Annotated in this window: 20 protein-coding genes and 1 rRNA gene; 12 read left to right on the top strand and 9 right to left on the bottom strand. The window is 47.8% G+C overall.

Annotated features, from left to right (window positions below):
• Positions 1–498 precede the first annotated feature (498 nt).
• From rsmG to rpmH, 7 genes are all read right to left on the bottom strand, one after another.
• Positions 499–1,221, bottom strand: a complete 723-nt coding sequence (gene rsmG / locus GNP95_RS23440; protein WP_155613251.1) for a 16S rRNA (guanine(527)-N(7))-methyltransferase RsmG — start codon at positions 1,219–1,221, stop codon at positions 499–501.
• A gap of 4 nt (positions 1,222–1,225) precedes the next feature.
• A complete protein-coding gene (gene mnmG / locus GNP95_RS23435) occupies positions 1,226–3,112 on the bottom strand; it encodes a tRNA uridine-5-carboxymethylaminomethyl(34) synthesis enzyme MnmG (RefSeq protein ID WP_155613250.1) in 1,887 nt (628 codons plus the stop codon).
• A 125-nt stretch (positions 3,113–3,237) separates the two neighbouring features.
• Positions 3,238–4,617: a tRNA uridine-5-carboxymethylaminomethyl(34) synthesis GTPase MnmE gene (gene mnmE, locus GNP95_RS23430; RefSeq protein WP_155613249.1), complete on the bottom strand. Its 1,380-nt coding sequence runs from the start codon at positions 4,615–4,617 to the stop codon at positions 3,238–3,240.
• Positions 4,618–5,373: 756 nt separating this feature from the next.
• Complete coding sequence (gene jag, locus GNP95_RS23425; protein ID WP_155613248.1) at positions 5,374–6,087, bottom strand: RNA-binding cell elongation regulator Jag/EloR; 714 nt, start codon at positions 6,085–6,087, stop codon at positions 5,374–5,376.
• Positions 6,084–6,962, bottom strand: coding sequence for a YidC/Oxa1 family membrane protein insertase (locus GNP95_RS23420; protein WP_330163595.1), 879 nt, complete (start codon positions 6,960–6,962; stop codon positions 6,084–6,086). The genes jag and GNP95_RS23420 overlap by 4 nt, the downstream gene beginning before the upstream one ends.
• Before the next feature lie 75 nt (positions 6,963–7,037).
• Complete coding sequence (gene rnpA, locus GNP95_RS23415; protein WP_283928545.1) at positions 7,038–7,388, bottom strand: ribonuclease P protein component; 351 nt, start codon at positions 7,386–7,388, stop codon at positions 7,038–7,040.
• Between the two features lie 421 nt (positions 7,389–7,809).
• Positions 7,810–7,944: a 50S ribosomal protein L34 gene (gene rpmH, locus GNP95_RS23410; protein ID WP_040735642.1), complete on the bottom strand. Its 135-nt coding sequence runs from the start codon at positions 7,942–7,944 to the stop codon at positions 7,810–7,812.
• 339 nt (positions 7,945–8,283) lie between these two features.
• Here rpmH and gnd point away from each other — a divergent pair, with 339 nt between their 5' ends.
• The 9 genes from gnd (at position 8,284) to gyrB (ending at position 18,594) form a co-directional block, all read left to right on the top strand.
• A complete protein-coding gene (gene gnd, locus GNP95_RS23405) occupies positions 8,284–9,189 on the top strand; it encodes a phosphogluconate dehydrogenase (NAD(+)-dependent, decarboxylating) (RefSeq protein ID WP_155613247.1) in 906 nt (301 codons plus the stop codon).
• 94 nt (positions 9,190–9,283) lie between these two features.
• On the top strand, positions 9,284–9,967 hold the full coding sequence (locus GNP95_RS23400) for a GntR family transcriptional regulator (RefSeq protein ID WP_155613318.1): 684 nt from the start codon (positions 9,284–9,286) through the stop codon (positions 9,965–9,967).
• A gap of 73 nt (positions 9,968–10,040) precedes the next feature.
• Positions 10,041–11,582 carry a gluconokinase gene (gene gntK / locus GNP95_RS23395; protein ID WP_330163594.1) on the top strand — a complete coding sequence of 514 codons (1,542 nt, stop codon included), beginning with the start codon at positions 10,041–10,043 and terminating at the stop codon, positions 11,580–11,582.
• 526 nt (positions 11,583–12,108) lie between these two features.
• The gene (gene dnaA, locus GNP95_RS23390) at positions 12,109–13,455 is read left to right on the top strand and encodes a chromosomal replication initiator protein DnaA (RefSeq protein ID WP_213591803.1); all 1,347 of its coding nucleotides are present in this window, start codon (positions 12,109–12,111) and stop codon (positions 13,453–13,455) included.
• 295 nt (positions 13,456–13,750) lie between these two features.
• Complete coding sequence (gene dnaN, locus GNP95_RS23385; protein ID WP_155613245.1) at positions 13,751–14,893, top strand: DNA polymerase III subunit beta; 1,143 nt, start codon at positions 13,751–13,753, stop codon at positions 14,891–14,893.
• Positions 14,894–14,970: 77 nt separating this feature from the next.
• Positions 14,971–15,186 (top strand): S4 domain-containing protein YaaA, encoded by a 216-nt coding sequence (gene yaaA / locus GNP95_RS23380; protein ID WP_155613244.1) that lies wholly within the window; start codon positions 14,971–14,973, stop codon positions 15,184–15,186.
• A gap of 66 nt (positions 15,187–15,252) precedes the next feature.
• Positions 15,253–16,365 carry a DNA replication/repair protein RecF gene (gene recF, locus GNP95_RS23375; RefSeq protein WP_155613243.1) on the top strand — a complete coding sequence of 371 codons (1,113 nt, stop codon included), beginning with the start codon at positions 15,253–15,255 and terminating at the stop codon, positions 16,363–16,365.
• Between the two features lie 16 nt (positions 16,366–16,381).
• Positions 16,382–16,630, top strand: a complete 249-nt coding sequence (remB, locus tag GNP95_RS23370) for an extracellular matrix regulator RemB (protein ID WP_155613242.1) — start codon at positions 16,382–16,384, stop codon at positions 16,628–16,630.
• A 50-nt stretch (positions 16,631–16,680) separates the two neighbouring features.
• Entirely contained in the window at positions 16,681–18,594 is a 1,914-nt protein-coding gene (gene gyrB, locus GNP95_RS23365; RefSeq protein ID WP_155613241.1) for a DNA topoisomerase (ATP-hydrolyzing) subunit B, read from the top strand.
• Between the two features lie 85 nt (positions 18,595–18,679).
• Here the strand turns inward: gyrB and GNP95_RS23360 are convergent, their stop codons facing one another.
• Positions 18,680–19,459, bottom strand: a complete 780-nt coding sequence (locus GNP95_RS23360; RefSeq protein ID WP_155613240.1) for a YheC/YheD family protein — start codon at positions 19,457–19,459, stop codon at positions 18,680–18,682.
• Between the two features lie 341 nt (positions 19,460–19,800).
• Between GNP95_RS23360 and gyrA the strand changes: the two genes are divergently transcribed.
• Positions 19,801–22,365, top strand: coding sequence for a DNA gyrase subunit A (gene gyrA / locus GNP95_RS23355; RefSeq protein WP_155613239.1), 2,565 nt, complete (start codon positions 19,801–19,803; stop codon positions 22,363–22,365).
• Positions 22,366–22,449: 84 nt separating this feature from the next.
• Here the strand turns inward: gyrA and GNP95_RS23350 are convergent, their stop codons facing one another.
• A complete protein-coding gene (locus GNP95_RS23350; RefSeq protein WP_230873978.1) occupies positions 22,450–22,917 on the bottom strand; it encodes a DUF4871 domain-containing protein in 468 nt (155 codons plus the stop codon).
• 215 nt (positions 22,918–23,132) lie between these two features.
• Between GNP95_RS23350 and GNP95_RS23345 the strand changes: the two genes are divergently transcribed.
• Together GNP95_RS23345 and GNP95_RS23340 are read left to right on the top strand one after the other, a co-directional pair.
• Positions 23,133–24,251, top strand: a complete 1,119-nt coding sequence (locus tag GNP95_RS23345) for an HD-GYP domain-containing protein (RefSeq protein ID WP_155613238.1) — start codon at positions 23,133–23,135, stop codon at positions 24,249–24,251.
• A 281-nt stretch (positions 24,252–24,532) separates the two neighbouring features.
• Positions 24,533–24,733: ribosomal RNA gene (locus tag GNP95_RS23340) — 16S ribosomal RNA — on the top strand; the annotation flags it as partial.

The raw sequence follows: 24,733 nt of genomic DNA, 5'->3' as shown, positions 1-24,733 counted from the left end.
GCGGTTGTGTTCCTTTCGATCATAGAGGATTAGTATAACTGCTAAGCTGCTAATTCTATAATCTTCAAAAATAACGGGAAAGCTGCACAATAAACGGAGAAAAACGTCTATCGACGTACTCTCTAAGAAGACAGAACCGCAAGTAACGGTAATTTTCTTCTTGAAATAGTCCCACCGAGAAAATCGATCACCTATGTATACCTTCAAGGTGAATTATCTCATAGCTGGTTATATTTCAAGATGAATTCTCGAGCAACATTCTCAGAAAAATTCAATCTACAATAAACAGATAGAATGGTGCTTGATCATAGAATTCAACTACATCGGGCAAATGATGATCGATATATCTATTCTACCACTTTTTTCTCTATAATCCTATTCTCTTATTCAGCATTTTTTTGCTCTTCTTGACATGAATAAGAGATCCCCCAGCATAGATTGTTTCACGTGGAACAATTCACTGGAAGGATCAAAATACGTAATAAAAAACCAATTAAACTAAACAATCGGTGATTTTAAAGGTGTGCCTGCCTTCCGAGGGTAAGCCTTTGGTGTAGCAGCAGTTTTCTTGACGAGAATAATATGGCGGTCAGAGTCTTCCATGGGCAACGTAAAGTGGTGGCTGCCAATCAATTTCCCGTTAAGCACCTTCATGCTTCGCGCTGCTTCCTCTACCTCTTCTCGGGGATCGCTTCCCTTCATTGCTGCAAATACGCCGCCCACCTTAACAAAGGGAAGGCAGAACTCATTTAGTACAGCCATCCTAGCAACAGCACGGGCTGTAACTAAATCGAATTGATCACGATATTGTGGTTTTCGTGCAATATCCTCAGCCCGGCCATGGATGAGCTCTACACCATCTAACGACAGCTGATCCACGATGTTTTGCAAGAAATGAATTCGTTTATTCAGCGAGTCTACGATGGTCAGCTTCAATTGAGGAAAGCATATCTTTAAAGGAATGCCTGGAAAGCCTGCTCCAGAACCGATGTCTGCCAAAGATTGAATATCCCTCATATTCATATGAAATGCCAAGGATATCGAATCATAAAAATGCTTCACATATACCTGTTCACGTTCGGTGATTCCCGTCAGATTCATTTTTTCATTCCAAGACACCAATTCCTTAAAGTACGTTTCAAACTGGGTCAACTGCTCCGCATTCACCTCGATCCCATGATCGCGGAGCATGGATTGAAATTCAGATTGTACTTGATCCAATCACTTATCCTCCTGCAGCGGTAACCCGATTATAATGTTCTAAATAGACGAGCAAAATGGAAATGTCAGCTGGCGAAACTCCGGAAATTCGTGAGGCTTGCCCGATGGAAAGCGGTCGGATCTTGGCCAGTTTTTGGCGAGCTTCGATGGCCAAACCTTGAATATCCTCATATTTAATATTTTCAGGCAGTTTTTTCTTTTCCATTTTCTTCAATTTTTCAACATGAAGCAGCTGTTTCTCGATGTATCCGGCATACTTCACTTGAATCTCGACCTGCTCCCTCATCTCCTCATCCAAGTCCACCCCGGCTGGGGAAAATTGATGGATCAGATCATAGGTCACTTCTGGACGGCGCAAAATCGCCAGTAAATTGCTGCCATCCTGAATTGGCGCCGAACCGATTGCTTCCAACAAAGGATTGATATCAGCAGGGCGTACCTTGCTCGTCCGCAGACGCTCTACCTCTTGCTCTACCTTTTCCTTCTTGTCGAGGAATGCCGCATACCGCTCCGGTGAGATCAATCCGATTTCATAGCCGATTTGCGTTAATCTCAAATCCGCATTATCGTGGCGAAGCAGGAGACGGTATTCTGCACGCGAGGTAAGCAGGCGGTATGGCTCATTGGTGCCTTTAGTCACCAAATCGTCGATCAGCACCCCGATATAGCCTTGGGAGCGATCTAGCACGACGCCTTCCTTGCCTTGAACCTTGCGAGCGGCGTTGATGCCCGCCATGACGCCTTGAGCTGCCGCCTCTTCATAACCTGACGTTCCGTTAATTTGTCCTGCTGTAAACAAACCGGGAAGCTGCTTCGTCTCCATCGTCGGCCATAGCTGCGTCGGAACGATAACATCATATTCGATCGCATAGCCGTTTCGCATAATTTTGGCATTCTGCAGCCCAGGAACCGAGCGAACGATTTGCTCCTGCACCTCTTCCGGCATGCTCGTCGACAAACCTTGAACATAGTATTCCGCCGTATTCTTGCCTTCTGGCTCAAGGAAAACCTGATGCTGCGGCTTATCGGCAAATCGAACAATTTTGTCCTCGATGGACGGACAATACCGGGCTCCCGTTCCTTCAATAATCCCCGAAAACATCGGCGCGCGATGCAAATTGGCATTGATGATTTCATGCGTCTCAGGCGAAGTATACGTCAGCCAGCATGGCAATTGCTCATTATCCGAGCTTTTCGTTTCATATGAGAAAAACTTAGGATTGTCATCCCCCGGCTGGATTTCCGTCTGGGAAAAATCAATCGAATCGCGATGAACCCGCGGCGGCGTTCCCGTCTTGAAGCGAACCAGCTCGAAGCCAAGCTTCTTCAGGCTATGAGACAACGTTACGGCCGGCTGCTGATTGTTCGGCCCGCTCTCATAGGCCAGTTCGCCCATGATGATTTTGCCGCGCAAATAAGTTCCCGTCGTCAAGACGACTGCCTTACTGCGGTATCTCGCCCCCGATTGGGTAATGACGCCAACGCACTTGCCATCCTCTACAATTAAATCCTCAACCATGCCTTGACGCAGCGTCAAGTTGTCCTGCTTCTCCAACGTCTCTTTCATCGTATGCTGATACAGCACCTTGTCCGCTTGTGCGCGAAGCGCATGAACAGCGGGACCTTTTCCCGTATTCAGCATCCGCATTTGGATGAATGTCTTATCGATATTGCGGCCCATCTCCCCGCCGATGGCATCCACTTCTCTAACGACATGGCCTTTGGCCGGCCCCCCAATGGAAGGGTTGCACGGCATAAATGCCACCATATCCAGGTTAATCGTCACCAGTAATGTTCTACAGCCCATGCGTGCTGCGGCCAAGGCAGATTCACTGCCCGCATGTCCAGCACCGACGACGATGACGTCGTATTCTGCTGCTTCAAATCCCATCCTAAAACCCCCTTTAAAATCCATGATTATATAGTAGAGAAACGTCATATTCATTAAAATTTTAACTATTTAAAACGTTCTTTTTCATCATACCATGAATGAACGCCGTCCATACGTAAGTGAACTTATTTTCCGAGACAAAATTGGGAGAAAATTTGATCGATCAGCGCATCCGGTGCAGCATCGCCGATCACCTCACCCAACTGCTCCCAAGCCAGCCGCACATCAATTTGCAGTATATCAATCGGAATACCCGTATCAGCTGCCTCGTAAGCGTCCGCAAGCGATTGCTTCGCCTTGTTCAGCAACGCAATATGACGCACATTGCTGACGTAGGTCAAATCTCCCGACTCCAGCTGTCCGCCGAAGAATAGCTTCGAAATGGCATCCTCCAGGTGATTGAGGCCTTCCTCCGTCTTCACTGACAATTCTACGATCGCTTCCTCCAGAAAATATCGGTTGACTACTTCCCTGTTCAACTGCGAAGGCAAATCAATTTTGTTGATTAACACGATCGTCTGCCGCCCTCTAAGCTGCTCCATCAGATGGATCTCGTCCTCATGCAGCAGCTCAGCATTGTTTAGTACAAGTAAAATCAAATCTGCTTCATGCACCGCAGCCCGAGAACGCTCCACCCCAATTTGCTCGACAACATCGATCGTTTCGCGGATGCCCGCCGTATCCAGCAGCTTCAGCGGAATATTGTTAATCGTCACGTACTCCTCAATCACATCCCGGGTAGTCCCCGGAATATCGGTGACAATTGCTTTATTCTCTCTAGCCAATGCATTCAGCAATGATGATTTGCCGACATTGGGCCGTCCGACAATCGCTGTCATAATACCTTCCCGCAAAATTTTACCCTGGTTGGCCGTCCTCAGCAGCTCGTCGATCCCCTCCGTCACTTCCGCGCATTTCGACTTGATGAACTGCGTCGTCATCGACTCTACGTCATGTTCGGGATAATCAATATTCACCTCGATATGTGCCAGCGTCTCCACCAATGTATGGCGCAGCGCCGTAATTTTCCGGGACAGATTACCCTCCACCTGCTTGAGAGCAAGCGAGAACGCCCGATCCGACTTTGAGCGGATCAAGTCGATGACCGCTTCTGCCTGCGACAAATCGATCCGCCCGTTCAAGAATGCACGTTTCGTGAACTCCCCTGGCTCGGCCAGCCGGATATTCGGCTGCAGCAGAAGCAGATCCATCACCCGTTTCACGGAAATAATCCCGCCATGCGTGCTGATCTCCACGACATCCTCCGTCGTGAACGAGCGAGGCGCACGGAACACCGAAACCAGCACCTCTTCCAGCTTCTCCTGTGTTTTGGGATTGATAATGAATCCATAATGAACGGTATGGCTTTCTGCCTCAGTCAGCGGCTTCCTGGAGCGAAACAATGCTCCCACTTCAGCAATCGACTCCGGCCCGCTGACCCGGATTACCGCAATCCCACTTTCACCTACTGCCGTCGATATGGCAGCAATTGTATCGCTCAACATGGTTCATTCACCTCATGATTTATAGAATAAAATTTAAAACCCGTGGTGAAAAATTTCAGTCGTGCCGCATTCCGTTTGATCCTTCAATCGCTGTTGTCGCCTGATTATGATGATCTGATAAATTCGTAAGAGGTTATAGTCCGCCGACAAAGGCGACCGCTACCGCTTCTCCGAATTCAAACGGCCAGCTCTGCTACTTTTTTCACCTACCACATTCAAACACTATAATTCCCGTACCAACTCAAGCGCATCCCGAAGGGACAGCGTCTCCTTGCAGCCCACAACAATAAATGCTCCCCAACAATGCCTTGCACCAGCTTAAGCGCATTTCCGCAGGAAACAGCGTCTCCTTGCACGCACTGCCCACATACACCACCAACCCCACTCCCACGCCCGCCGCCCGCTGCGCCTCAAGTAGAGCGTGCCCGTTAGGGCGAAAGCGAATCCTCCCACCACCTCTACTCGGGTGTGCCAACAGCAGTAGTGCCTGCAGTGTGTTTTCAGGTTGCCCAGGTGCTCCAAAAGTAAGACGTACCCGAAGGGGGAAAAGCGTGCCTCGAACAAACCTAAGCGCATTCCCGAAGGGAACAGCGATGCAGGAGCGCCTCTGTACCTTCCACGTTACTCCAGTTTGCGGGAGTCCCGAGGGCTGCCAAGCCCTGGGGGCCCTCCCTTACGGTAAGGGAGGGTTTGGGTGGGTTGAGACAAAAACAAGACGCAATGACATTTGCCGAAACAACGTCATTGCGTCCCCATTCATTTGCTCTGCTTCAGGGCGATCACCACACGCCGGTTAGGCTCCTCACCTTTACTGTAAGTCTTAACCTCCGGATGGTCCTGAAGTTTGGAATGAATCACTTTGCGCTCTTGCGGCGACATCGGTTCAAGCGCTAGCTCTTTTCGGGTTCGAACCACCCGGCCAGCAAGCCTGACGGCCAAATCTTCGAGCGTCTTTCTCCGGCGTTCCCGGAAATTCTCCGCATCAAGCACGATACGAACGAAGCTATCGGAATAACGGTTAGCGATAATATTCGCCAAATATTGCAGGGCATCAAGGGTTTGTCCTCTCCGCCCGATCAGTAATCCCAAGTCACTGCCGGAAATGTTCAATACGGTGTTATCCTTCTTATGTTCAATTTCCACATTTACCTGAAGACCCATATTCTCGCCGACGTCTCGAACAAATGACGCCGCCTCCTCATAAGGATCCCGTTCGTTGCTAACCTCATCCTCTAGAGCAGCTACAGGAACAGTATGGCTTGAACGGCTTCCTTGAAGCGGTTCTGAAACGGTCTCCTCCAGCAAGGTCAATTCTACCTTGGCCTCCTTGACACCGATCAGCCCCAGGAATCCTTTTGACGGCTGCTCCAACACATTCACGGCGACTTTATCCTCGGTAGTGCCGAGCTTGGCCAATCCTTGTTTTACAGCTGCTTCAACGGTTTTTCCCGACGTCACAATTTTATTCATTTCGACTTTTTGGCCTCCTTGGCTCCTTTGCCGGGATGACCGGCTTTCAAATTGGAACCGCCCTTTTTCGACTTCGTTCCGCCGCCGCCTTGATTACCCGCTGTAGCAACGACAGGGTCTTTCTTGCGATAAATGAAATAGTTTTGCGCAATCGTATATAGGTTACTGTACACCCAGTAAAGAGGGAGTGCTGCAGGGAAGTTATAAGCCATGATGAAAATCAACACTGGGTAGACCAGCATCATGAACTGCATCGGCCCTTGCATGCCTGCTGGGTTCATGCTCGACATCATTTTCGTTTGGATGTATGTCGTTAATGCTGCAATGACAGGCAGAATAAATAATTTATCTGGTTCCCCAAGCTGCAGCCACAAGAATGAATGTGTCGAAATCGCCGAGTTATTGTAAATCGAATTATACAGCGCGATAAATACCGGCATTTGGATCAATAAAGGGAAACAGCCGGCCATCGGGTTAACGCCATGCTCCTGGAACAGCTTCATCGTCTCCTGCTGCTGCATTTCCGGATTATCTTTATACTTTTCCTTAATCTTCGTCAATTCAGGCTGAATGGCTTGCATCGCTTTCGAGCTCTTGACCTGCTTGAGCGTAAGCGGCAAAATCAGCGTACGTACAATAATAGTAAGAACGAGAATCGCTAGCCCGTATTCCCCGCCAAACCAATCCGCAAACGTATCCAAAGCAAGCGAGAAGTAATAAACGACATTCGCCGTCCACCAGGAACCGCTGGTACGCATATTTTCAGTCGTCGTAGCATTATTCGTAACTTGTCCGCAACCGGCAAGCACGACAACCAGGCCGATCGCTAAAATGAGGAGAAGCCACTTGCTTCTGTTCTTGTTAAAACGCGACACTTCAAAACCCCTCTCTTAACCTATCCATTCATCGTAAATCATAACATATTTAAAAGGACAAATAAACAAGCATCCCTAAGGTCTGAAAGGCTTGAGCAGCGAGGCTTTACGCAGAGCATGAAGCACGCTTTTCTCCAGTTCCTGATACTCCATTCCGACAGCGCCTTTTCTCACGATGAAAATAATGTCCACATGATCCCTGATCTTTGATTCATGCAGTCTAACGATTTCTTTGATCAAACGGCGCATCCGATTGCGGACGACCGCGTTTCCGATTTTCTTGCTGGCTGAGACGCCAAGCCGAAATCGCTCTACCTCCGGTTTGTTCGACCAATAAACGACAAGCTGGCGGTTCGCAAATGACTTCCCGAACCGATACACTCGGCTGAAATCAGCCCGGTTCCTTAATCGCAGCTTCTTATGCACGACAATCTCCTTGCTTTGAACCCTGCGAAAGAGAATGCAGGGCTTCACTTTCTTTGTATTATAAACCAACGCCAAAAACGGTAAACCTCATTTTGAAATAGGTGTCCCGTTCCATGAATAAACCATATTCCTGATTCCTGCACGTGAAAATCATAACGTTCATCGAAATGCCAAAGGATCCCGAAGGAAGTATCATATGTCTATGTGCGAGATTGCAGCAACAAAAATACCCCGCAGTAACAAGCGCTTCGAAATCACTTCCGGCAAATTCATGCGGTACCACAACCGAAGGACGGAAACGAACAAGCGGAACGTTCACTGCAGGGAGCCTTAACGAGCAATATACTTCACCATAAACTCTTCAGCGATCCAGCGCATTAAATTTTAAAAAAAGACCACCGTAGTGGTCTTCACGCTGTCATTACGCACTGAGTACTTTTCTGCCTTTTTGACGACGAGCAGCCAGAACTTTACGGCCATTTTTCGTGCTCATTCTCTTACGGAAACCGTGAACCTTTTTACGTTTGCTCACATTCGGTTTGAAAGTCGGTTTCATTTATTGCACCCCCTTACAGGTCTAACTTCTATATTCACCATTTTCATTATCCACAGAAAATGCCTTTTTTCATTTAACCATAAAACCCTGAGTAAAGTCAACCGGGCCCGGCATTTCTTTTTGATCATCTTTTTTGAGCTATTTTTTAATTATGCACAATCCCCAAGCCCGAAACAAAAAATTCTTGTCCACAGCTTCAAATCCTCCATTTTTAGAATAATAGTTATGCACATGTGGAAAACTATTTTGAAATGATGTTTACACTTTCGCAGATGGAGAAGTATAATCAGATTCAAGTTGTATACAAGTATACCAATTGAGGAAGGGAGCAATACAACAATGAAACTTGGCATGATCGGTCTTGGCAAAATGGGATATAATCTGGTGCTTAATCTGCTGCGGCATCAGCATGAGGTTGTAGCCTACGACGTAAATGAACAGGCGGTTAAAAAAGCGGCCGACTATGGAGCTATTCCTGCGTCTGCTTTAGAAGATATGGTCGCTTCTCTTCAGACTCCGCGCATTATTTGGATTATGGTTCCCGCCGGCGATCCGCTGGAATCTACCATTACTGCGCTAACTCCCCTGTTGAGTCCAGGAGATATCGTGATCGATGGAGGTAACTCTCATTATAAAAATTCCGTAAAGCTAGCCGCCAGGCTATCGCAGCACGGAATTCATTTCTTCGACGTCGGCACTTCCGGCGGAGTGGATGGCGCCGAGCACGGGGCTTGCTTCATGATAGGCGGCGATGAAGCGATTTTTCGCAATATTGAACCAATATTTAAAGATATTGCCGTTTCAAACGGCTATTTATATGCCGGCAAAGCCGGCAGCGGGCATTTTCTCAAAATGGTGCATAACGGGATCGAATATGGAATGATGCAGTCCATCGCCGAAGGCTTCGAAATTCTGGACAAAAGCGATTTCGAATTCAATTACGAACAAGTCGCCAAAGTCTGGTCGAACGGCTCGGTCATCCGCAGCTGGCTGATGGAGCTCACGGAGCAAGCTTTTGCCAAAGATCCCAAACTTGAAAATATCCGCGGCATCATGCACTCCTCCGGCGAAGGCAAATGGACGGTCGAAACCGCCCTGGATTTGCAGGCAAGCGCACCCGTCATCGCCCTGTCCCTATTTATGCGCTACCGTTCCCTTGATCAGGATGCGTTCCATGGCAAAGTAGTAGCTGCACTCCGCAATGAATTCGGTGGACATGCAGTAATAACCGCCGACAAACCATAAATATGCCGGCCCGCTTAAGGAAAACCATGCTATGATTAAGCTTAAGAATGCTTAAAATGGAAATTTTCTCTTTAAGATAGGGGTTAAATGTATGATGAAATATCCTGCTGCTTGGTTAAAAGGAAATTCACTGGGCGAATCCATCGCCAGCCAACTTCGTCTGCAAATTATCCGGGGGCAAATCAAAAGTGGCGAGATTCTATCCGAGAACCGCATTGCCTCCGATTTCGGAACGAGCCGCTCCCCGGTGCGTGAAGCATTAAGGACGCTATCCGCAGAAGGCCTCATTGCCTTGCAGCGGATGGGTGCCGTCGTTGCGGGCCTTCAGCTCAAAGATATTATCGAGCTGTATGATGTGCGTTACTTGATCGAGAGCTTTGCCTGGCAGCAGCCGGACCTGACGAATTCCGCGGATCTTCTGTCCCGCATGGCACAAATGATTGACAAAATGGAGCTTGCGGCAAAGCACCAGGACTACGTAGAATTTACCTCCCAGGATATCAGCTTCCATGAGACGATGATTCAGGCTTCACAGCATGCCCGAATTATGCACTTATGGGCGAGCATTCGCCCTATCGTCCTTACGGTCATGCTGATCACAAATGAGGAAGTACTCTCGCGCGGCGAAGAACAGACGAAATATGTAATCGGCAAGCACCGGAAGTTGCTAAGCAGCTTGCAGACCCGGGACAAGTCCGTCATTCAGTCCGGCATTGAGGACTATTTCGCAGATTCGCGGCGAACCTTGCAGGCTAGCATTAAGGGGAATACTAATTAGAAAGAACTGATTTTCCAGTTTTGAAGTCATTAATAATAGAGGGTAGGTAATAGTTATGGATCATCCCTTGTATATGATCGGTATAGATATCGGAACAACTAGCACCAAAGCTGTTTTATTCGAGCAAAATGGCCGGATTACCGCTTCCAGCAACGAGGGGTACCCCCTCTATACCCCATCCGCTTCCGTCGCAGAGCAGGATCCCGAGGAGATTTTTGCGGCTGTCATTCAATCCGTCAGGCAAATTATGGCGGACAGTCAAATCTCCTCCGATCAGATCATGTTCGTCTCGTTCAGTTCAGCCATGCACAGCGTTATTCCGGTAGATCAAGCCGGTAAACCGCTTATGCGCTGCTTGACCTGGGCTGACAACCGCAGCCAGCCTTGGTCCGATAAGCTGAAGAGCGAGCTAGGCGGTCACGACATCTATATGCGTACCGGAACACCAATTCATCCGATGTCGCCGCTGACAAAGCTGATGTGGCTTCGTCATGATATGCCGGAAATTTTTCAAGCGGCCGATAAATTTATTTCTATTAAAGAATATGTATTTAAGAAGCTGTTCAATCAATATATTGTGGACTATTCCATCGCCTCGGCAACAGGACTGCTGAATTTGCACAAGCTGGACTGGGATGCCGAAGCACTTGCCCTGGCCGGAATTACGGCCGACCGCCTCTCCGAGCTCGTGCCGACCACGCATGTGGTCCAGGGACTGTCGGAAGCCTATGCACAGGAGATGGGCCTTTCCGCTTCTACCCCATTTATTGTCGGCGCAAGCGATGGAGTATTGTCCAATCTCGGCGTCGATGCGATTGACCCTGGGGTCGTAGCAGTTACGATCGGCACAAGCGGAGCCATCCGCACCGTTGTCGATCAGCCTGTGTTGGACCCCAAAGGACGGATTTTCTGCTATGCGCTGACGGACAAACATTGGGTCATCGGCGGCCCGGTCAACAATGGCGGCGTCATTTTCCGTTGGGTACGCGACCAGTTTGCCGCCTCGGAAATCGAAACAGCCAACCGGCTGGGGATCAGCCCATACGATGTCTTGACGAAAATTGCCGAACGGGTAAGTCCAGGGTCAAACGGGCTGCTCTTTCACCCTTTCCTGTCCGGGGAACGGGCTCCGCTGTGGAATCCGAACGCCCGCGGCTCTTTCTTTGGCCTAACGCTCAATCATCAGAAGGAGCATATGATCCGGGCCGTACTAGAGGGCGTTATTTACAACTTATATACAGTTCTGCTCGCTATGGAAGAACAAATCGGCCAGCCGCAGAAAATTCAGGCCACTGGCGGGTTCGCGCGTTCTCCACTATGGCGGCAAATGATGGCCGATATTTTTGACCAGAAGGTTGTTATCCCGGAAAGCATCGAAAGCTCCTGCCTGGGCGCTGTAATTCTCGGTTTATATGCTCTGGGCAAAATCGATTCTTTCGACGTCGTCAAAGAAATGATCGGTGACACGCATGAACATGCGCCTAATAGAGACCATGCTGCCGTGTATAAGGAGCTGCTGCCGATCTATATCCGCATTTCACGCAAGCTGGAGGAGGATTACGAGGCGATCGCCCGTTTTCAAAGAAATTGCTCTTCAAACCCGTCTGATAGCTAACAAAACCAGTACACGCAAAATAGGGAATGAATCAGGGTTCCCCCCTGCTCATTCCCTATTTTTTTCCCCGACATTCATATGTAAAAGAGGATCATTTAAAGTAACTCACAAGTTCCCCAGAAATTGATTCCACAAATTCCAACCTTTTATTTAACAACTTGTGCATAATTTTTAGCGATAATTCACTCATTATGTCGAATACTGAACAATTTATAAACAATATGTAGTGGTGTGGATTAAAATTATACACAAGTTATTGAATTTGTGGATAATTTGGTGCTGAACATTGAAATACAAGGCTTATTTTGCTATGATTAGATTGCTTTTGATGTGAATATCTATATGTTAACAACATAATTATCAACAGACTGTGGATAACATTGTGAACAATTTTAAATTATCCACGTTTATAATTATTATAGCCTTCTGACTAATGGGGATAACAGTCCCCTTTATTTATGCTTTTTTTCGACTCGTTCTGCATGGCTCAAGCCACAAATGTGAGATTTAAAAGGAGTGACAGTCTGTGGACAGCCATACCTCCGAAATATGGCAGCATATCTTATCTATTATCAATTCCAAGCTAAGCAAACCCAGCTTCGACACCTGGTTCAAAGCAACGAAGGTGGTGTCTCTCACCGACGACTCGATCGTAATATCCGCCCCGACGACGTTTGCCGTAGAATGGCTGGAAAGCCGGTATACCAAGCTGGTTGCGACAACTGTATATGAATATCTCGACAGGCAGGTCGATGTCTCCTTTGTCATTGAGGAATCGGCCCCTGCAGAGCAGACCCAGAAGCAGAAGGAGACGCCGGCACCGATCGCGATGGAAGAGCCCATTTCCCATATGCTTAATCCGAAATACACGTTTGACACCTTCGTGATTGGATCGGGCAACCGTTTTGCTCATGCCGCCTCCCTTGCCGTTGCGGAAGCGCCAGCCCGTGCTTATAACCCGCTTTTCCTATACGGCGGCGTTGGTCTCGGCAAGACCCATCTGATGCATGCCATCGGCCACTATATTTTGGAGCATAGTCCCAGCAGCAAAGTGGTCTATATCTCCTCGGAGAAATTTACGAATGAATTCATCAACTCGATTCGGGACAACAGAGCCGAGAGTTTCCGCAATAAATACCGGAATATCGACATTCTGCTCATTGACGATATTCAATTTTTGGCGGGCAAGGAATCTACGCAGGAGGAATTTTTCCATACCTTCAACGCACTGCATGAAGAACGCAAGCAGATTATCATTTCCAGTGACCGGCCGCCAAAGGAAATTCCTACGCTGGAGGAACGGTTAAGATCCCGGTTCGAATGGGGATTAATCACCGATATTCAGCCGCCGGATCTGGAGACGCGGATTGCGATTCTGCGCAAGAAGGCGAAAGCGGAGAATTTAGACATTCCGAATGAAGCGATGATGTACATCGCCAATCAAATCGACACGAACATTAGGGAGCTTGAAGGAGCTTTAATACGGGTTGTTGCCTACTCTTCCCTGATTAACCAGGACGTGACCACCCATCTGGCCGCTGAAGCATTGAAAGACATTATCCCATCCAGTCGTCCCAAAATGATTACCATTCAAGACATTCAGCAAAAAGTCGGCGAATACTACAATTTGAAAATCGAAGATTTCAAGGCGCGTAAACGAACCAAAGCGATCGCCTTTCCGAGGCAAATCGCCATGTATCTATCGCGGGAGCTTACCGATTTCTCATTGCCGAAAATTGGCGACGCCTTTGGCGGCCGAGACCATACAACCGTCATCCATGCACATGACAAAATCTCCCAAGCTCTGAAGACAGACCAGGAGTTATACAAAATCGTGAACAACCTGATCGAAAAAATTAAAAATTTATCCTGAATAAGCTTTAAGCCTATGCACATTCTATGCACATGTGGATAGGCTTCATTTCATATAAGTAAGGGTGTTATCCACATATTCAGTGCCCCTACTACTTCTTCTATTAATTTATAAAGATATATCATCATAAATAAGCGGCTTTAAGCCGCAAGCGAAACAGAGCCAAAACTTCATCGTCTAACCAAAGCTCCGCAAATTTCTCACCCTTTTTGTCGATATATATTGAAAATGTATGCTTTGGGGACAACTTTTATGACATGACTGGCTACATAAAATTTTGTTAGGAGTTGAAATTATGAAAATCCGTATTCTTAAACATGAATTAAACGAATCCATTCAACACGTTTCCAAGGCGATTTCCAGCCGGACAACGATTCCCATATTGACAGGCATCAAGTTAGAGGTAAATTTTCAAGGCATGACTCTAACTGCGAGCGATACTGATATTTCGATTCAAGCCTTCATTCCAGCCGAAGATCACGATAAGCAAATCGTTCAAATCGAACGTCCGGGCAGTGTCGTTTTGCCGGCTAAGTTTTTCGTAGAGATCATTAAGAAGCTTCCTTCCCAAGAAATTGAAATGGAGGTCAAAGAGGGCTTTCAGACCCTAATCCGTTCAGGCTCCACAGATATCCAAATGGTTGGATTAGATCCCGAGGAATTCCCAGTGTTGCCAAGCATCGAAGAGGATCAAGTCATTATGATTCCGGGCGACCTGCTCAAGAACATGATCAAGCAAACGGCTTTTTCGATTTCAACGAACGAAACATCGCCGATCTTGACCGGTATACTCTGGAACTTAAGTGACAGCCATTTTAAATTCGTCGCTACAGACCGTCATCGGCTCGCCAGCCGTACAGCTGTGTTAGCTGATGCTGATAATATCCGGTTCAGCAACATCGTCATTTCGGGTAAAACGCTGAGTGAGCTGAGCAAAATTATCCCTGATCAGAACACGATGATCGAAATTGTCGTCGCAGATAACCAAGTGCTGTTTAAAATCGACCGTATATTGTTTTATACCCGTATTTTGGATGGGACATATCCGGATACTTCCAAGATTATTCCGACAACTTATAAAACAGAACTCGTTCTCGATACGAAGAAATTGAGCGATTCTATCGACCGCGCCTATTTGCTCTCCCGTGAGGAGAAGACGAATATTGTTCGCCTGCAAACGATGGATGACGGAACGATCGAAATTTCCTCCAGCTCGTCCGAGCTCGGAAAAGTTACGGAGCAGCTAGATGTTGCTAAATTTGAAGGTGACCCGCTGCGGATTTCTTTTAACTCAAAATATATGCTCGACGTGCTGAAGGTGGTAGAGAGCCAGCAGCTGCATATCGGCTTTACGGGCGCCATGAGCCCAATTATTATCAAGCCTTTGGACGACAGCCAAAGCCTGTACCTGATCCTTCCTTACCGCACGACGAATTAATGGCTGATCAGGGCGGGCTTCAAAGTCCTTCAAAGTCTTAACGCCAAGCACGATGAAGAGAAAGGAAGAACCTAGACATGAAGACAGTCGGAATATCGACCGAATACATTAAGCTCGATCAGTTTCTGAAGCTGGCGGATTGCGTACCTACGGGAGGCATGGCCAAAGCACTGCTGCAGGAGGCAGCCGTGAAGGTGAACGGAGAACCGGAGGATCGGCGGGGCCGCAAGCTGTATCCCGGGGATACGGTAGATGTAGAAGGATGCGGCGTGTTTCAGGTGGCCAAGCAATAAAGTCCCTTGACTGCATGCCATATTCGTTCATATGGTGCAGCGGGAAGGAAGGGGGCTTAAGACCGCATGTACGTGAATCATCTGCGATTGGAGCATTACCGGAACTATACGGCGCTTGAGTTGAACGGCTTCGGTAATGTCAATTTGCTAATTGGCCGCAATGCGCAGGGGAAGACTAATTTGCTGGAATCTCTTTTCGTGCTGGCATTGACCAAATCGCATCGCACCTCGAAGGACAAAGAGCTGATCGCCTTCGGCAGCGACCATGCGGTCATCGCCGCAGAGGTGGAGAAGAAATATGGCACGCTGAACCTAGAGCTCCGCTTGTCTCAGCAGGGGAAGAGGGCCAGGCTAAACAGTCTGGAGCAGCGCAAGCTCAGTGACTTCATCGGCGCCTTGAACGTCGTCATGTTCGCTCCGGAGGATTTGGAGATCGTCAAGGGAACGCCAGGAATTCGCCGACGGTTTCTCGATATGGAAATCGGCCAGGTTCAGCCAAGCTATCTGTTCCATCTTCAGCAGTACCAGAAGGTGCTGATGCAGAGAAACAATTTGCTTAAGCAGGCTTATGGAGCCGGGCCCGAAATGCTGACGATGCTGGAGATTTGGAATGAACAGCTTGCGGAGCATGGTGTTAAAATTATCAAAAGAAGGAAACAATTTATAAGAAAGCTGCAAAAATGGGCGGAGCAGATTCATGAAGGCATCACAGGAGGCCTCGAAAAGCTGGAATTATCCTATTTGCCTTCCTTCGGAGAGGCCGAGGAAGAAGATGAAGCTGTCCTAATGGAGCAATTTATGATAAAGTTATCACAAATGAAAGATCAGGAAATACGCCGTGGCATGACGCTTTCCGGGCCGCACCGCGATGATTTGGCGTTTCATATCAACGGGAACGAAGCCCAGGTATACGGCTCCCAGGGACAGCAAAGAACGACGGCATTGTCGCTAAAGTTAGCAGAAATCGAGTTGATCCATGAAGAGATTGGGGAGTATCCGATCCTTCTGCTCGATGATGTGTTGTCTGAACTTGATCCATATCGGCAGACTCAATTGATCGAGACTTTTCAGAGTAAAGTGCAGACGTTCATCACGGCAACGGGCATTGAGAGCATCAATGCGGGCCGGCTGCAGGACGCCAGCATTTTTCATGTGCAGGAAGGACAAGTCAATTCATAATGGGCGGGGGAAAGAGATGTACATTCACTTAGGTGGTGAGAAAGTAATTCTCTCTTCAGAGCTGGTTGCCATCTTCGATATTTCCATTGAGAAATCCTCGAAGATTTCCAAGCAGTTCGTTAGCCACGCGATCAAGGAGAAGAATGTGCAGCGAATCGGAGAGGAAGAAGCCAAGTCGATCGTAGTAACGAAATCTACGGTCTATTATTCGCCAATTTCTTCCGCGACGCTGAAGAAGAAGGCCAATATATCTTTTGCAATTTAACTGCCCCGCTTTGCGGGGATTTGAATCTATAGAAGTAGGTGAATGAAGGCATGTCGATGAACGAACAATCGTATGACGAGAGTCAGATACAGGTGCTCGAAGGCCTGGAGGCCGTTCGTAAGCGGCCCGGTATGTACATTGGTTCAACCAGCTCCCGTGGACTGCACCATTTGGTGTGGGAAGTCGTGGACAATAGTATTGACGAAGCGCTTGCCGGTTATGCAGATACGATCGACGTAACGATTCATCCCGATAACAGCATTACCGTATCGGACAATGGGCGCGGCATCCCTGTCGGGGAGCATCCGAAAATGAAGCGCTCTACGCTTGAGGTTGTCATGACTGTCCTGCATGCCGGCGGAAAGTTTGGCGGCGGCGGCTATAAAGTGTCCGGCGGTCTGCACGGCGTCGGCGTATCCGTTGTTAACGCCCTTTCTTCGAAGCTAATCGTCCAGGTACGGCGGGACGGCCATGTATACATGCAGGAATATCACCGCGGCGTGCCGCAGTTTGATCTTCGCATCATCGGTGAAGCGGGCGAGCATACCGGAACGAAGACGACATTTTATCCAGATCCTGAGGTTTTCACAGAGACGACGGTATATGACTATAATATTTTGCTGACCCGTATTCGCGAGCTGGCCTTCTTGAACAAAGGCATCAATCTGTCTTTAACGGACGAGCGAACGGGACAATCCGAACGGTTCCACTATGAGGGCGGAATTATCGAATATGTGAAATATTTGAACCAGAACAGGGAAGTTCTTCACGAAGAGCCAATTTATGTCGAAGGACAGCGCGATATGATCGTCGTGGAGGTAGCGCTGCAATACAATGACAGCTATACGGAGAATATCCACTCCTTCGCGAACAACATCAATACGCATGAAGGCGGGACACATGAATCCGGTTTTAAGAGCGCATTGACCCGGATCATCAATGATTATGCCCGTAAGAACAATATGATCAGGGATAACGACTCCAACCTGACCGGCGACGATGTGCGCGAGGGCCTGACGGCGATTATTTCTGTCAAAATCCCTGAGCCTCAGTTCGAAGGCCAGACGAAGACGAAGCTTGGGAACAGCGAAGTCCGGGGAATCGTTGAATCGTTATTTGCTGAAAAGCTGCAGGAGTTCATGGAAGAGAATCCAGCCGTCTCACGCCGGGTTCTAGAGAAAGCGCTGCAGGCTTCAAGAGCTCGCGAGGCGGCACGGAAGGCCCGTGAGCTGACGCGCCGGAAGAGCGCGCTGGAAGTAAGCGCACTTCCAGGCAAACTAGCAGACTGCTCCTCTAAGGATGCTTCGATCAGCGAACTGTACATCGTCGAAGGGGACTCCGCCGGCGGATCAGCCAAGCAGGGACGGGATCGGCATTTCCAAGCGATTCTGCCGCTGAGAGGTAAAATTCTTAACGTAGAGAAGGCCCGTTTGGACCGTATTCTCGGTAATGCGGAAATTCGGGCGATTGTTACGGCGCTAGGGACGGGGATCGGCGAAGAGTTCGATCTTGCCAAGGCTCGTTATCACAAGGTGATCATCATGACGGATGCGGATGTTGACGGTGCGCATATCCGTACCTTGCTCTTAACCTTCTTCTTCCGTTACATGCGAAAGCTGATTGAGGCTGGCTATATTTATATCGCACAGCCACCGCTCTTCAAGATTGAGCGGAACAAAACAATACGCTATGCCGGCTCGGAACAGGAGCGCGATGAAATCATTGCTGAGTTCGGTGAGAATGCCAAAGTCAACGTGCAGCGCTATAAGGGACTAGGCGAGATGAATGCTGAGCAGCTCTGGGAGACAACGATGGATCCCGAGAGCCGTACGATGCAGCAGGTATCCATTTCCGACGCGATTCAGGCCGATGCGATCTTCGATACGCTGATGGGCGATAACGTTGAACCTCGCCGTGATTTCATTAATGAGCACGCTAAGTACGTGACGAATCTGGATATATAAGCAGAATACAAGGTGCTGTCTTGTCATGGACAGCACCTTTTTTAGGTGGATAGGTGGTCGTGATTATTAGCCGCTCTGCCATGCCTTACTTTGCGGATTTAAGCCTTCCGTAGGCTACTGCATATCGCCGAACCTTTTTGTAAATCCCTTTATCCTGCAGCCATTTGAAGGGAAATAGTGCAGGCTTCGTATTGACCTCCAGTATCCACACCCGGAAATTCTCATCGATGGCAAGGTCAAGGCCAATCTCCTTAAGGCGGGGATATTTGCGCGATAGCTGCGATGCTGCGCTAACTCCGAGAGCTTTCATTTCCTTGTATAGGTTGTTGAACTGTGCAGGCGTCAAATAAGGACCCAGCAAATCCTCGATCGGCAGAACCGTTCCTCCGCTATGATGATTGGTAACAATTTTATTGGGGGCGGCGATGCGACCAATGAATGCTGTAGTCTCCCATGTCTTCTGGGGCGTTTTTTGCACAAGGGCGCGGATATCAAATTTTCGGCGCCTATGGGTTAATAGCGAAATTCCTTTTTGGAGCAAATATGTTTTTTGACCGATTTTCTTTTTGATGGCTTGATGAAGGGCTTCTATACTTGGATAAGTTTCGGTTTGGGTCTCAAACTTCAGTTTGTACGACAGGGCAGCGTTCTCGTCAGCATCATCTTTCCATTTTTCTACACACATAACGCCAATGCCGTAAGTTCCGCAATCCGGTTTGATGTACACCATATTATAGGCGCCTAGCATGTCTTGCAGGTGGGCAAGGGAGTATTTACGTGTCTCCGGAATATAGGGCAGAATATGATCTTTTTTGTTCAATGCTTTGGTCTTTTCCCATTTGCTTGCAACTCGCTGAATCGCCAATTCATCTTCCTTCCTTTCTTGAAAGGTTTGTTGTACATTTTCTTCATGGATGAAAACATAGGACAGAAGAGATAAAAAATGATATAATTATGTGATGTAGGAATCTTGTTAGTTCATTGGCGTGTAAAGAAAATGCCTATATCCGTAGTATATGAACGAAAGCAGCAATGGGAGTGGACACATCACTATTTTTCAGTCATAACGGGTAGATTACCGGGAAAACAAATACGTTTAATTGTGCTTAAAATGTGAAAGTAATATAATAGGTACTAGTGGCTTACCGGTTTTTTCAAGGTTTTCCCGAACATAGGCATTTGGATAGAATTTGAAGGAGGTCCAGCATGGCGGAAGAAAAATTTTCGCAAATCATAGATCGGGACATTAATGTGGAAATGCGCGAATCCTTTATGGATTATGCGATGAGCATTATTGTCAGCCGTGCTCTGCCAGATGTTAGGGATGGCTTAAAGCCGGTGCATCGTCGTATTCTATATGCGATGTCCGAGCTTGGGATGTATCCCGATAAGCCGTATAAGAAGTCGGCGAGAATCGTCGGCGAAGTTATTGGTAAATATCATCCGCACGGGGATTCGGCAGTATATGAAACGATGGTCCGGATGGCCCAGGATTTCTCTATGCGTTACATGCTTGTAGAAGGTCACGGCAACTTCGGTTCTATAGATGGTGACTTTGCTGCGGCAATGCGATATACCGAAGCGCGCTTATCCAAGATTGCGATGGAGATGCTGCGCGATATCAATAAAGAAACGATCGATTTCATGCCAAACTATGATGGTGAAGAGCATGAACCTGTCGTGCTTCCGGCACGGTATCCGAACCTGCTCGTCAACGGGGTGTCCGGTATTGCTGTTGGTATGGCGACGAATATTCCGCCGCATAATCTAGGCGAGGTCATCGACGGAGTTCAGGCGATGATCAAGAATCCGGATATCGACTCGCTAGAGCTGATGGATTATATCCAAGGCCCAGATTTCCCAACTGCCGGTTATATTATGGGGCGCTCAGGCATTCGCCAGGCATACACCACTGGTCGCGGTTCCGTGACCATGCGAGCCAGAACGACGATCGAAGAGAATAACAATAAAGCACGCATTATTGTGGACGAGCTTCCTTACCAAGTGAATAAGGCCAGACTCGTTGAGAAAATCGCTGAACTCGTTCGCGAGAAGAAGATCGACGGAATTACCGATTTGCGGGACGAATCCGACCGTAACGGGATGCGCGTAGTCATTGAGCTGCGCCGTGACGTCAATCCGAATGTCGTGCTGAACAATTTATATAAGCATACGTCCTTGCAGAGTACTTTTGGCATTAACATGCTTGCGATTGTAAACAATGAGCCGAAGATTCTGACCCTTAAGGAAGTTCTTCATCATTATTTGCAGCATCAAGTGGATGTTATTCGCCGCCGGACGGAATTCGAGCTGAAGAAAGCGGAAGCGCGTGCTCATATTCTGGAAGGATTGCGAGTTGCACTTGATAATTTGGATGAGGTCATTGCCCTGATTCGCGGATCGCGTACGACGGAAATTGCCCGTACAGGGTTAATGGAGCGGTTCGGGCTCAGCCAGGAGCAAGCCCAAGCGATTCTCGATATGCGTTTGCAACGCCTGACTGGCTTGGAGCGCGAGAAGATTGAGGAAGAATATAATGAGCTTCTGCAGAAAATCGCCGAGTATCGCGAGATTCTTGCGAACGAATCACTCGTTCTGCAAATCATCAGCGACGAGCTTCAAGAGATTCGCGAACGCTTTGCCGATCCGCGCCGTACGGAAATCACGGTCGGTGCAGAGAGCATTCTCGATGAGGACTTGATTCCGCAGGAAGATGTCGTCATTACGATTACACACACCGGCTATATCAAACGTCTGCCATTGACCACTTATCGGAGTCAGAAGCGCGGCGGACGGGGTGTCGTGGGCATGGATACGAAGGATAATGACTTCGTGGAGCATCTGTTCGTAACGAATACGCATCATTACTTGATGTTCTTTACGGATCGAGGCAAAGCGTATCGCCTGAAGGCCTACGAAATTCCAGAGCTCGGCCGGACAGCTCGCGGGACGCCGATCATTAACCTAATCCAGATCGAACAAGGGGAGACGGTTAACGCAGTTATTCCGGTAGAGAAGTTCGATGAGGAAAAGTACCTTTTCTTCGCGACACGCCAGGGGATCGTCAAGAAGACGCCACTGGAGGACTATGTCAACATCCGCAGAGGCGGGCTGATCGCCGTGAACCTGCGGGAAGACGATACGCTGATCGACGTAAGACTTACCGATGGCGAGCAAGAAATGATTATGGGGACGGCCCAAGGGATGTCCATTCGTTTCCCGGAAAGCGATGTCCGCTCTATGGGCAGAGCAGCTACCGGGGTGAAAGGCATCACGCTTGATGAGGGAGATACGCTAATCGGTATGGATGTTATCGTCCCTGATCAGGATATCCTGATTGTAACGACCAAAGGTTACGGTAAGCGCACCCCTGTCTCCGAATATCGGATTCAGAGCCGTGGCGGTAAGGGAATCAAGACGATTAACGTTACGGAGAAGAATGGTCCAGTCGTCGGCCTGAAGGTTGTTAAAAATGATGAGGACTTGATGATTATTACCAGCAGCGGTACGCTCATCCGCACGAGCATGGAAGGCATTTCAACCATGGGACGTAATACGCAGGGCGTGAAGCTGATCAATATTCGCGAGGACGATGCTGTTGCTACCGTCTGCCGCTCGGACAAGAGCGAAGAGCAGGACAGTCATGAGAATGATGAGGATAGCCTGGAAGGTGCATTAAGCCCAGAAACGGCAAACGCCGAAGATCATGGCGGGGTAGATGAATTAGACGCAGCAGATACAAATGGCGATATGGATTCATCTGAAGAATAAACAGGCTGCTTCTCGCAGCATAATTATAATAAGCGGTACCCCGACGGGGTGCCGCTTATTTGTGTTTAAAACAATAAAAACAATTTAACTCTCATGTACTTGCACAAATATCGTTCCGAATAGAGAATCTCCAACATAAGCGTCCAACTTCCACATCCCCTTCGCGGGCAATGACATTTGCGATGGAATATGACGATCTGCCCCATTGTTAGCTGAGCCCAGAGAAATATCCTCTAACATGGTTACGGATTCACCGCCGTTTTCAGGGCGTGCAACCACTTTGAATTTTCCGTTCAGTTCCTGTTCATCGCCCCATAAATGCCACATGTATTTCTGGACCTTATTAGGTTTGAATCTCATAACATCTGAATCCTCATATAGAAATCCAATTCGGCCTTCTTCTCCAATCATAGAGTAGCCATTCGATTGAAAGAGCGGGCTTTCCTCCCAGGGTTGTGATTCGCTACTCAGGTTGTCCGCACTTTTCATACAGCCCGTCATCGTAACAACGATCAAAATCAAAAATACCGATATCCCCCATCTTTTAACCAAAACAATTCCCTCCTTTTGGTAAATAGCGCGGAAAACCATGTTTTGTTACGCATTAAATTTAAATAATTAACCTATTAAGATATCTTTTATGAAAAGGAGATTGTTGGGGCAATCGAGCCATACTATAATAATGACAATAGTACTATTTTGTTGGTATTTCTTACTAAATACATAGGGAGTATATCCTAAGTAGAGAGTTGAGGAGAGAATGTGTAATGAATAAGATCCCTGTGACAGAACTGAAGCCCGGATTAAAAATCGTAAACAACGTATACAGTCCCTTAGGCGGATTATTACTGCAAAAGGGGAAGGTGCTGTTGCCGAGGGATTTGGATATTTTACGCGCGTTCCTAATTTCGGCGGTAGAAATCGAGGGAGCGTTTGAGTCCTCGAACTTGAGTGAGGCTAATACGGATAAATCCGCTCAGGCGAGAGCAAAGGCAGGAAAGGCAGGAAAGGCCCCCTCGGCTCCTGGAGAGTCAGAAAATGAACATACGATCAGCATGCTTCATCAAGAGTATGACCGGATGCTGCACTTAACGAAAAGTGCCTTCCAGTCCGTATTGGCTGCCGAGCTTCCCATATATGAGCTGCGGCGTCAGTTGGAGGTTTTACTCAGTCAATTGAAGTATTATAAAGTATTGACGTTTACGCCGCGTAATATAAATGAATATGATTACCTGTACCATAATGCCATTCTTTCTGCAATGACGTCTTATTTGCTTGCCCAGTGGCATGGCCTGCCGCAAAAGGATTGGATGCAGGTCGCCTTTGCCGGTCTGCTGCATGACATCGGGAACACGAAGATTGATCCACTCATTCTGTATAACCCGAATTCTCTTACGGAGAGCGAGGCCGAAGAAATGCGTATGCATACGACGTACGGATATCAACAACTTCGAAAAACGTCAGCCATCAATGAAGGTGTTCGTCTCACCGCGCTGCAGCATCATGAGAAGATGGACGGTTCCGGATATCCGTTTCATTTGATGGGAGACAAAATACATATTTATGCGAGGATTGTAGCGGTAGCTGATATTTTTCATGCAATGACCCTTAACCGGAGGTACCGGAAAGCGCAATCCCCATACTTGGTTCTGGAGCAGTTAAAGTCTGAAGCATTTGGCAAGCTGGATCCGAGTATCGTACAAACCTTCGTCGAAAAGGTTACGCAGTTCCATAATGGCATGAAGGTGCTCCTTAGCAACGGTAAAACGGGTGAAATTGTATTCTCCGACCGCAATCATCCTACCCGGCCGATGGTATCGGTTAACGGTGAAATTTATAATTTGATGCAGGACACCAGTTTGCATATTGAGGAAGTTCTTTCCTAGTCTTGCTTTTAGGATAGGAAATAGGATATAGTAATACTTGCTGCAGAGATAGTAGAGAGTAGAGATTTCAGAATCTAAAAAGTTTTTTAAAAAAACTCTTGCAATTATCCGCAGCAAGTGTTATATTATAAGAGTTGCCACTGAAACAACGGCAACACGCAAAACAAGGTTGATCTTTGAAAACTGAACAACGAGTGAGCGGGTTTCACGGAAGTGAAATCTAAATAATAGAGTCAGATGCAAATCTGATCTCGTCAGATTCAAAATGAGCAAGTCAAACTTTATTGGAGAGTTTGATCCTGGCTCAGGACGAACGCTGGCGGCGTGCCTAATACATGCAAGTCGAGCGGAGTTATTTTGGAAGCTTGCTTCCGAAATAACTTAGCGGCGGACGGGTGAGTAATACGTAGGCAACCTGCCTGTAAGACTGGGATAACTGCCGGAAACGGTAGCTAATACCGGATAAATCATTTCGCCGCATG

Origin of the sequence: Paenibacillus woosongensis (genome assembly GCF_009725165.1) — a bacterium.
Taxonomy (GTDB): Bacteria; Bacillota; Bacilli; order Paenibacillales; family Paenibacillaceae; genus Fontibacillus; species Fontibacillus woosongensis.
This window is presented reverse-complemented; position numbering and strand designations above follow the sequence as displayed.

What these genes read in the sequence shown, in the direction of transcription:
- mnmG (WP_155613250.1), bottom strand. Translation starts at nt 3,112, where the DNA reads ATGGGATTTGAAGCAGCAGAATACGACGTCATCGTCGTCGGTGCTGGA.
- mnmE (WP_155613249.1), bottom strand. Translation starts at nt 4,617, where the DNA reads ATGTTGAGCGATACAATTGCTGCCATATCGACGGCAGTAGGTGAAAGT.
- jag (WP_155613248.1), bottom strand. Translation starts at nt 6,087, where the DNA reads ATGAATAAAATTGTGACGTCGGGAAAAACCGTTGAAGCAGCTGTAAAA.
- rpmH (WP_040735642.1), bottom strand. Translation starts at nt 7,944, where the DNA reads ATGAAACCGACTTTCAAACCGAATGTGAGCAAACGTAAAAAGGTTCAC.
- gnd (WP_155613247.1), top strand. Translation starts at nt 8,284, where the DNA reads ATGAAACTTGGCATGATCGGTCTTGGCAAAATGGGATATAATCTGGTG.
- GNP95_RS23400 (WP_155613318.1), top strand. Translation starts at nt 9,284, where the DNA reads ATGAAATATCCTGCTGCTTGGTTAAAAGGAAATTCACTGGGCGAATCC.
- gntK (WP_330163594.1), top strand. Translation starts at nt 10,041, where the DNA reads ATGATCGGTATAGATATCGGAACAACTAGCACCAAAGCTGTTTTATTC.
- dnaN (WP_155613245.1), top strand. Translation starts at nt 13,751, where the DNA reads ATGAAAATCCGTATTCTTAAACATGAATTAAACGAATCCATTCAACAC.
- yaaA (WP_155613244.1), top strand. Translation starts at nt 14,971, where the DNA reads ATGAAGACAGTCGGAATATCGACCGAATACATTAAGCTCGATCAGTTT.
- recF (WP_155613243.1), top strand. Translation starts at nt 15,253, where the DNA reads ATGTACGTGAATCATCTGCGATTGGAGCATTACCGGAACTATACGGCG.
- remB (WP_155613242.1), top strand. Translation starts at nt 16,382, where the DNA reads ATGTACATTCACTTAGGTGGTGAGAAAGTAATTCTCTCTTCAGAGCTG.
- gyrB (WP_155613241.1), top strand. Translation starts at nt 16,681, where the DNA reads ATGTCGATGAACGAACAATCGTATGACGAGAGTCAGATACAGGTGCTC.
- gyrA (WP_155613239.1), top strand. Translation starts at nt 19,801, where the DNA reads ATGGCGGAAGAAAAATTTTCGCAAATCATAGATCGGGACATTAATGTG.
- GNP95_RS23345 (WP_155613238.1), top strand. Translation starts at nt 23,133, where the DNA reads ATGAATAAGATCCCTGTGACAGAACTGAAGCCCGGATTAAAAATCGTA.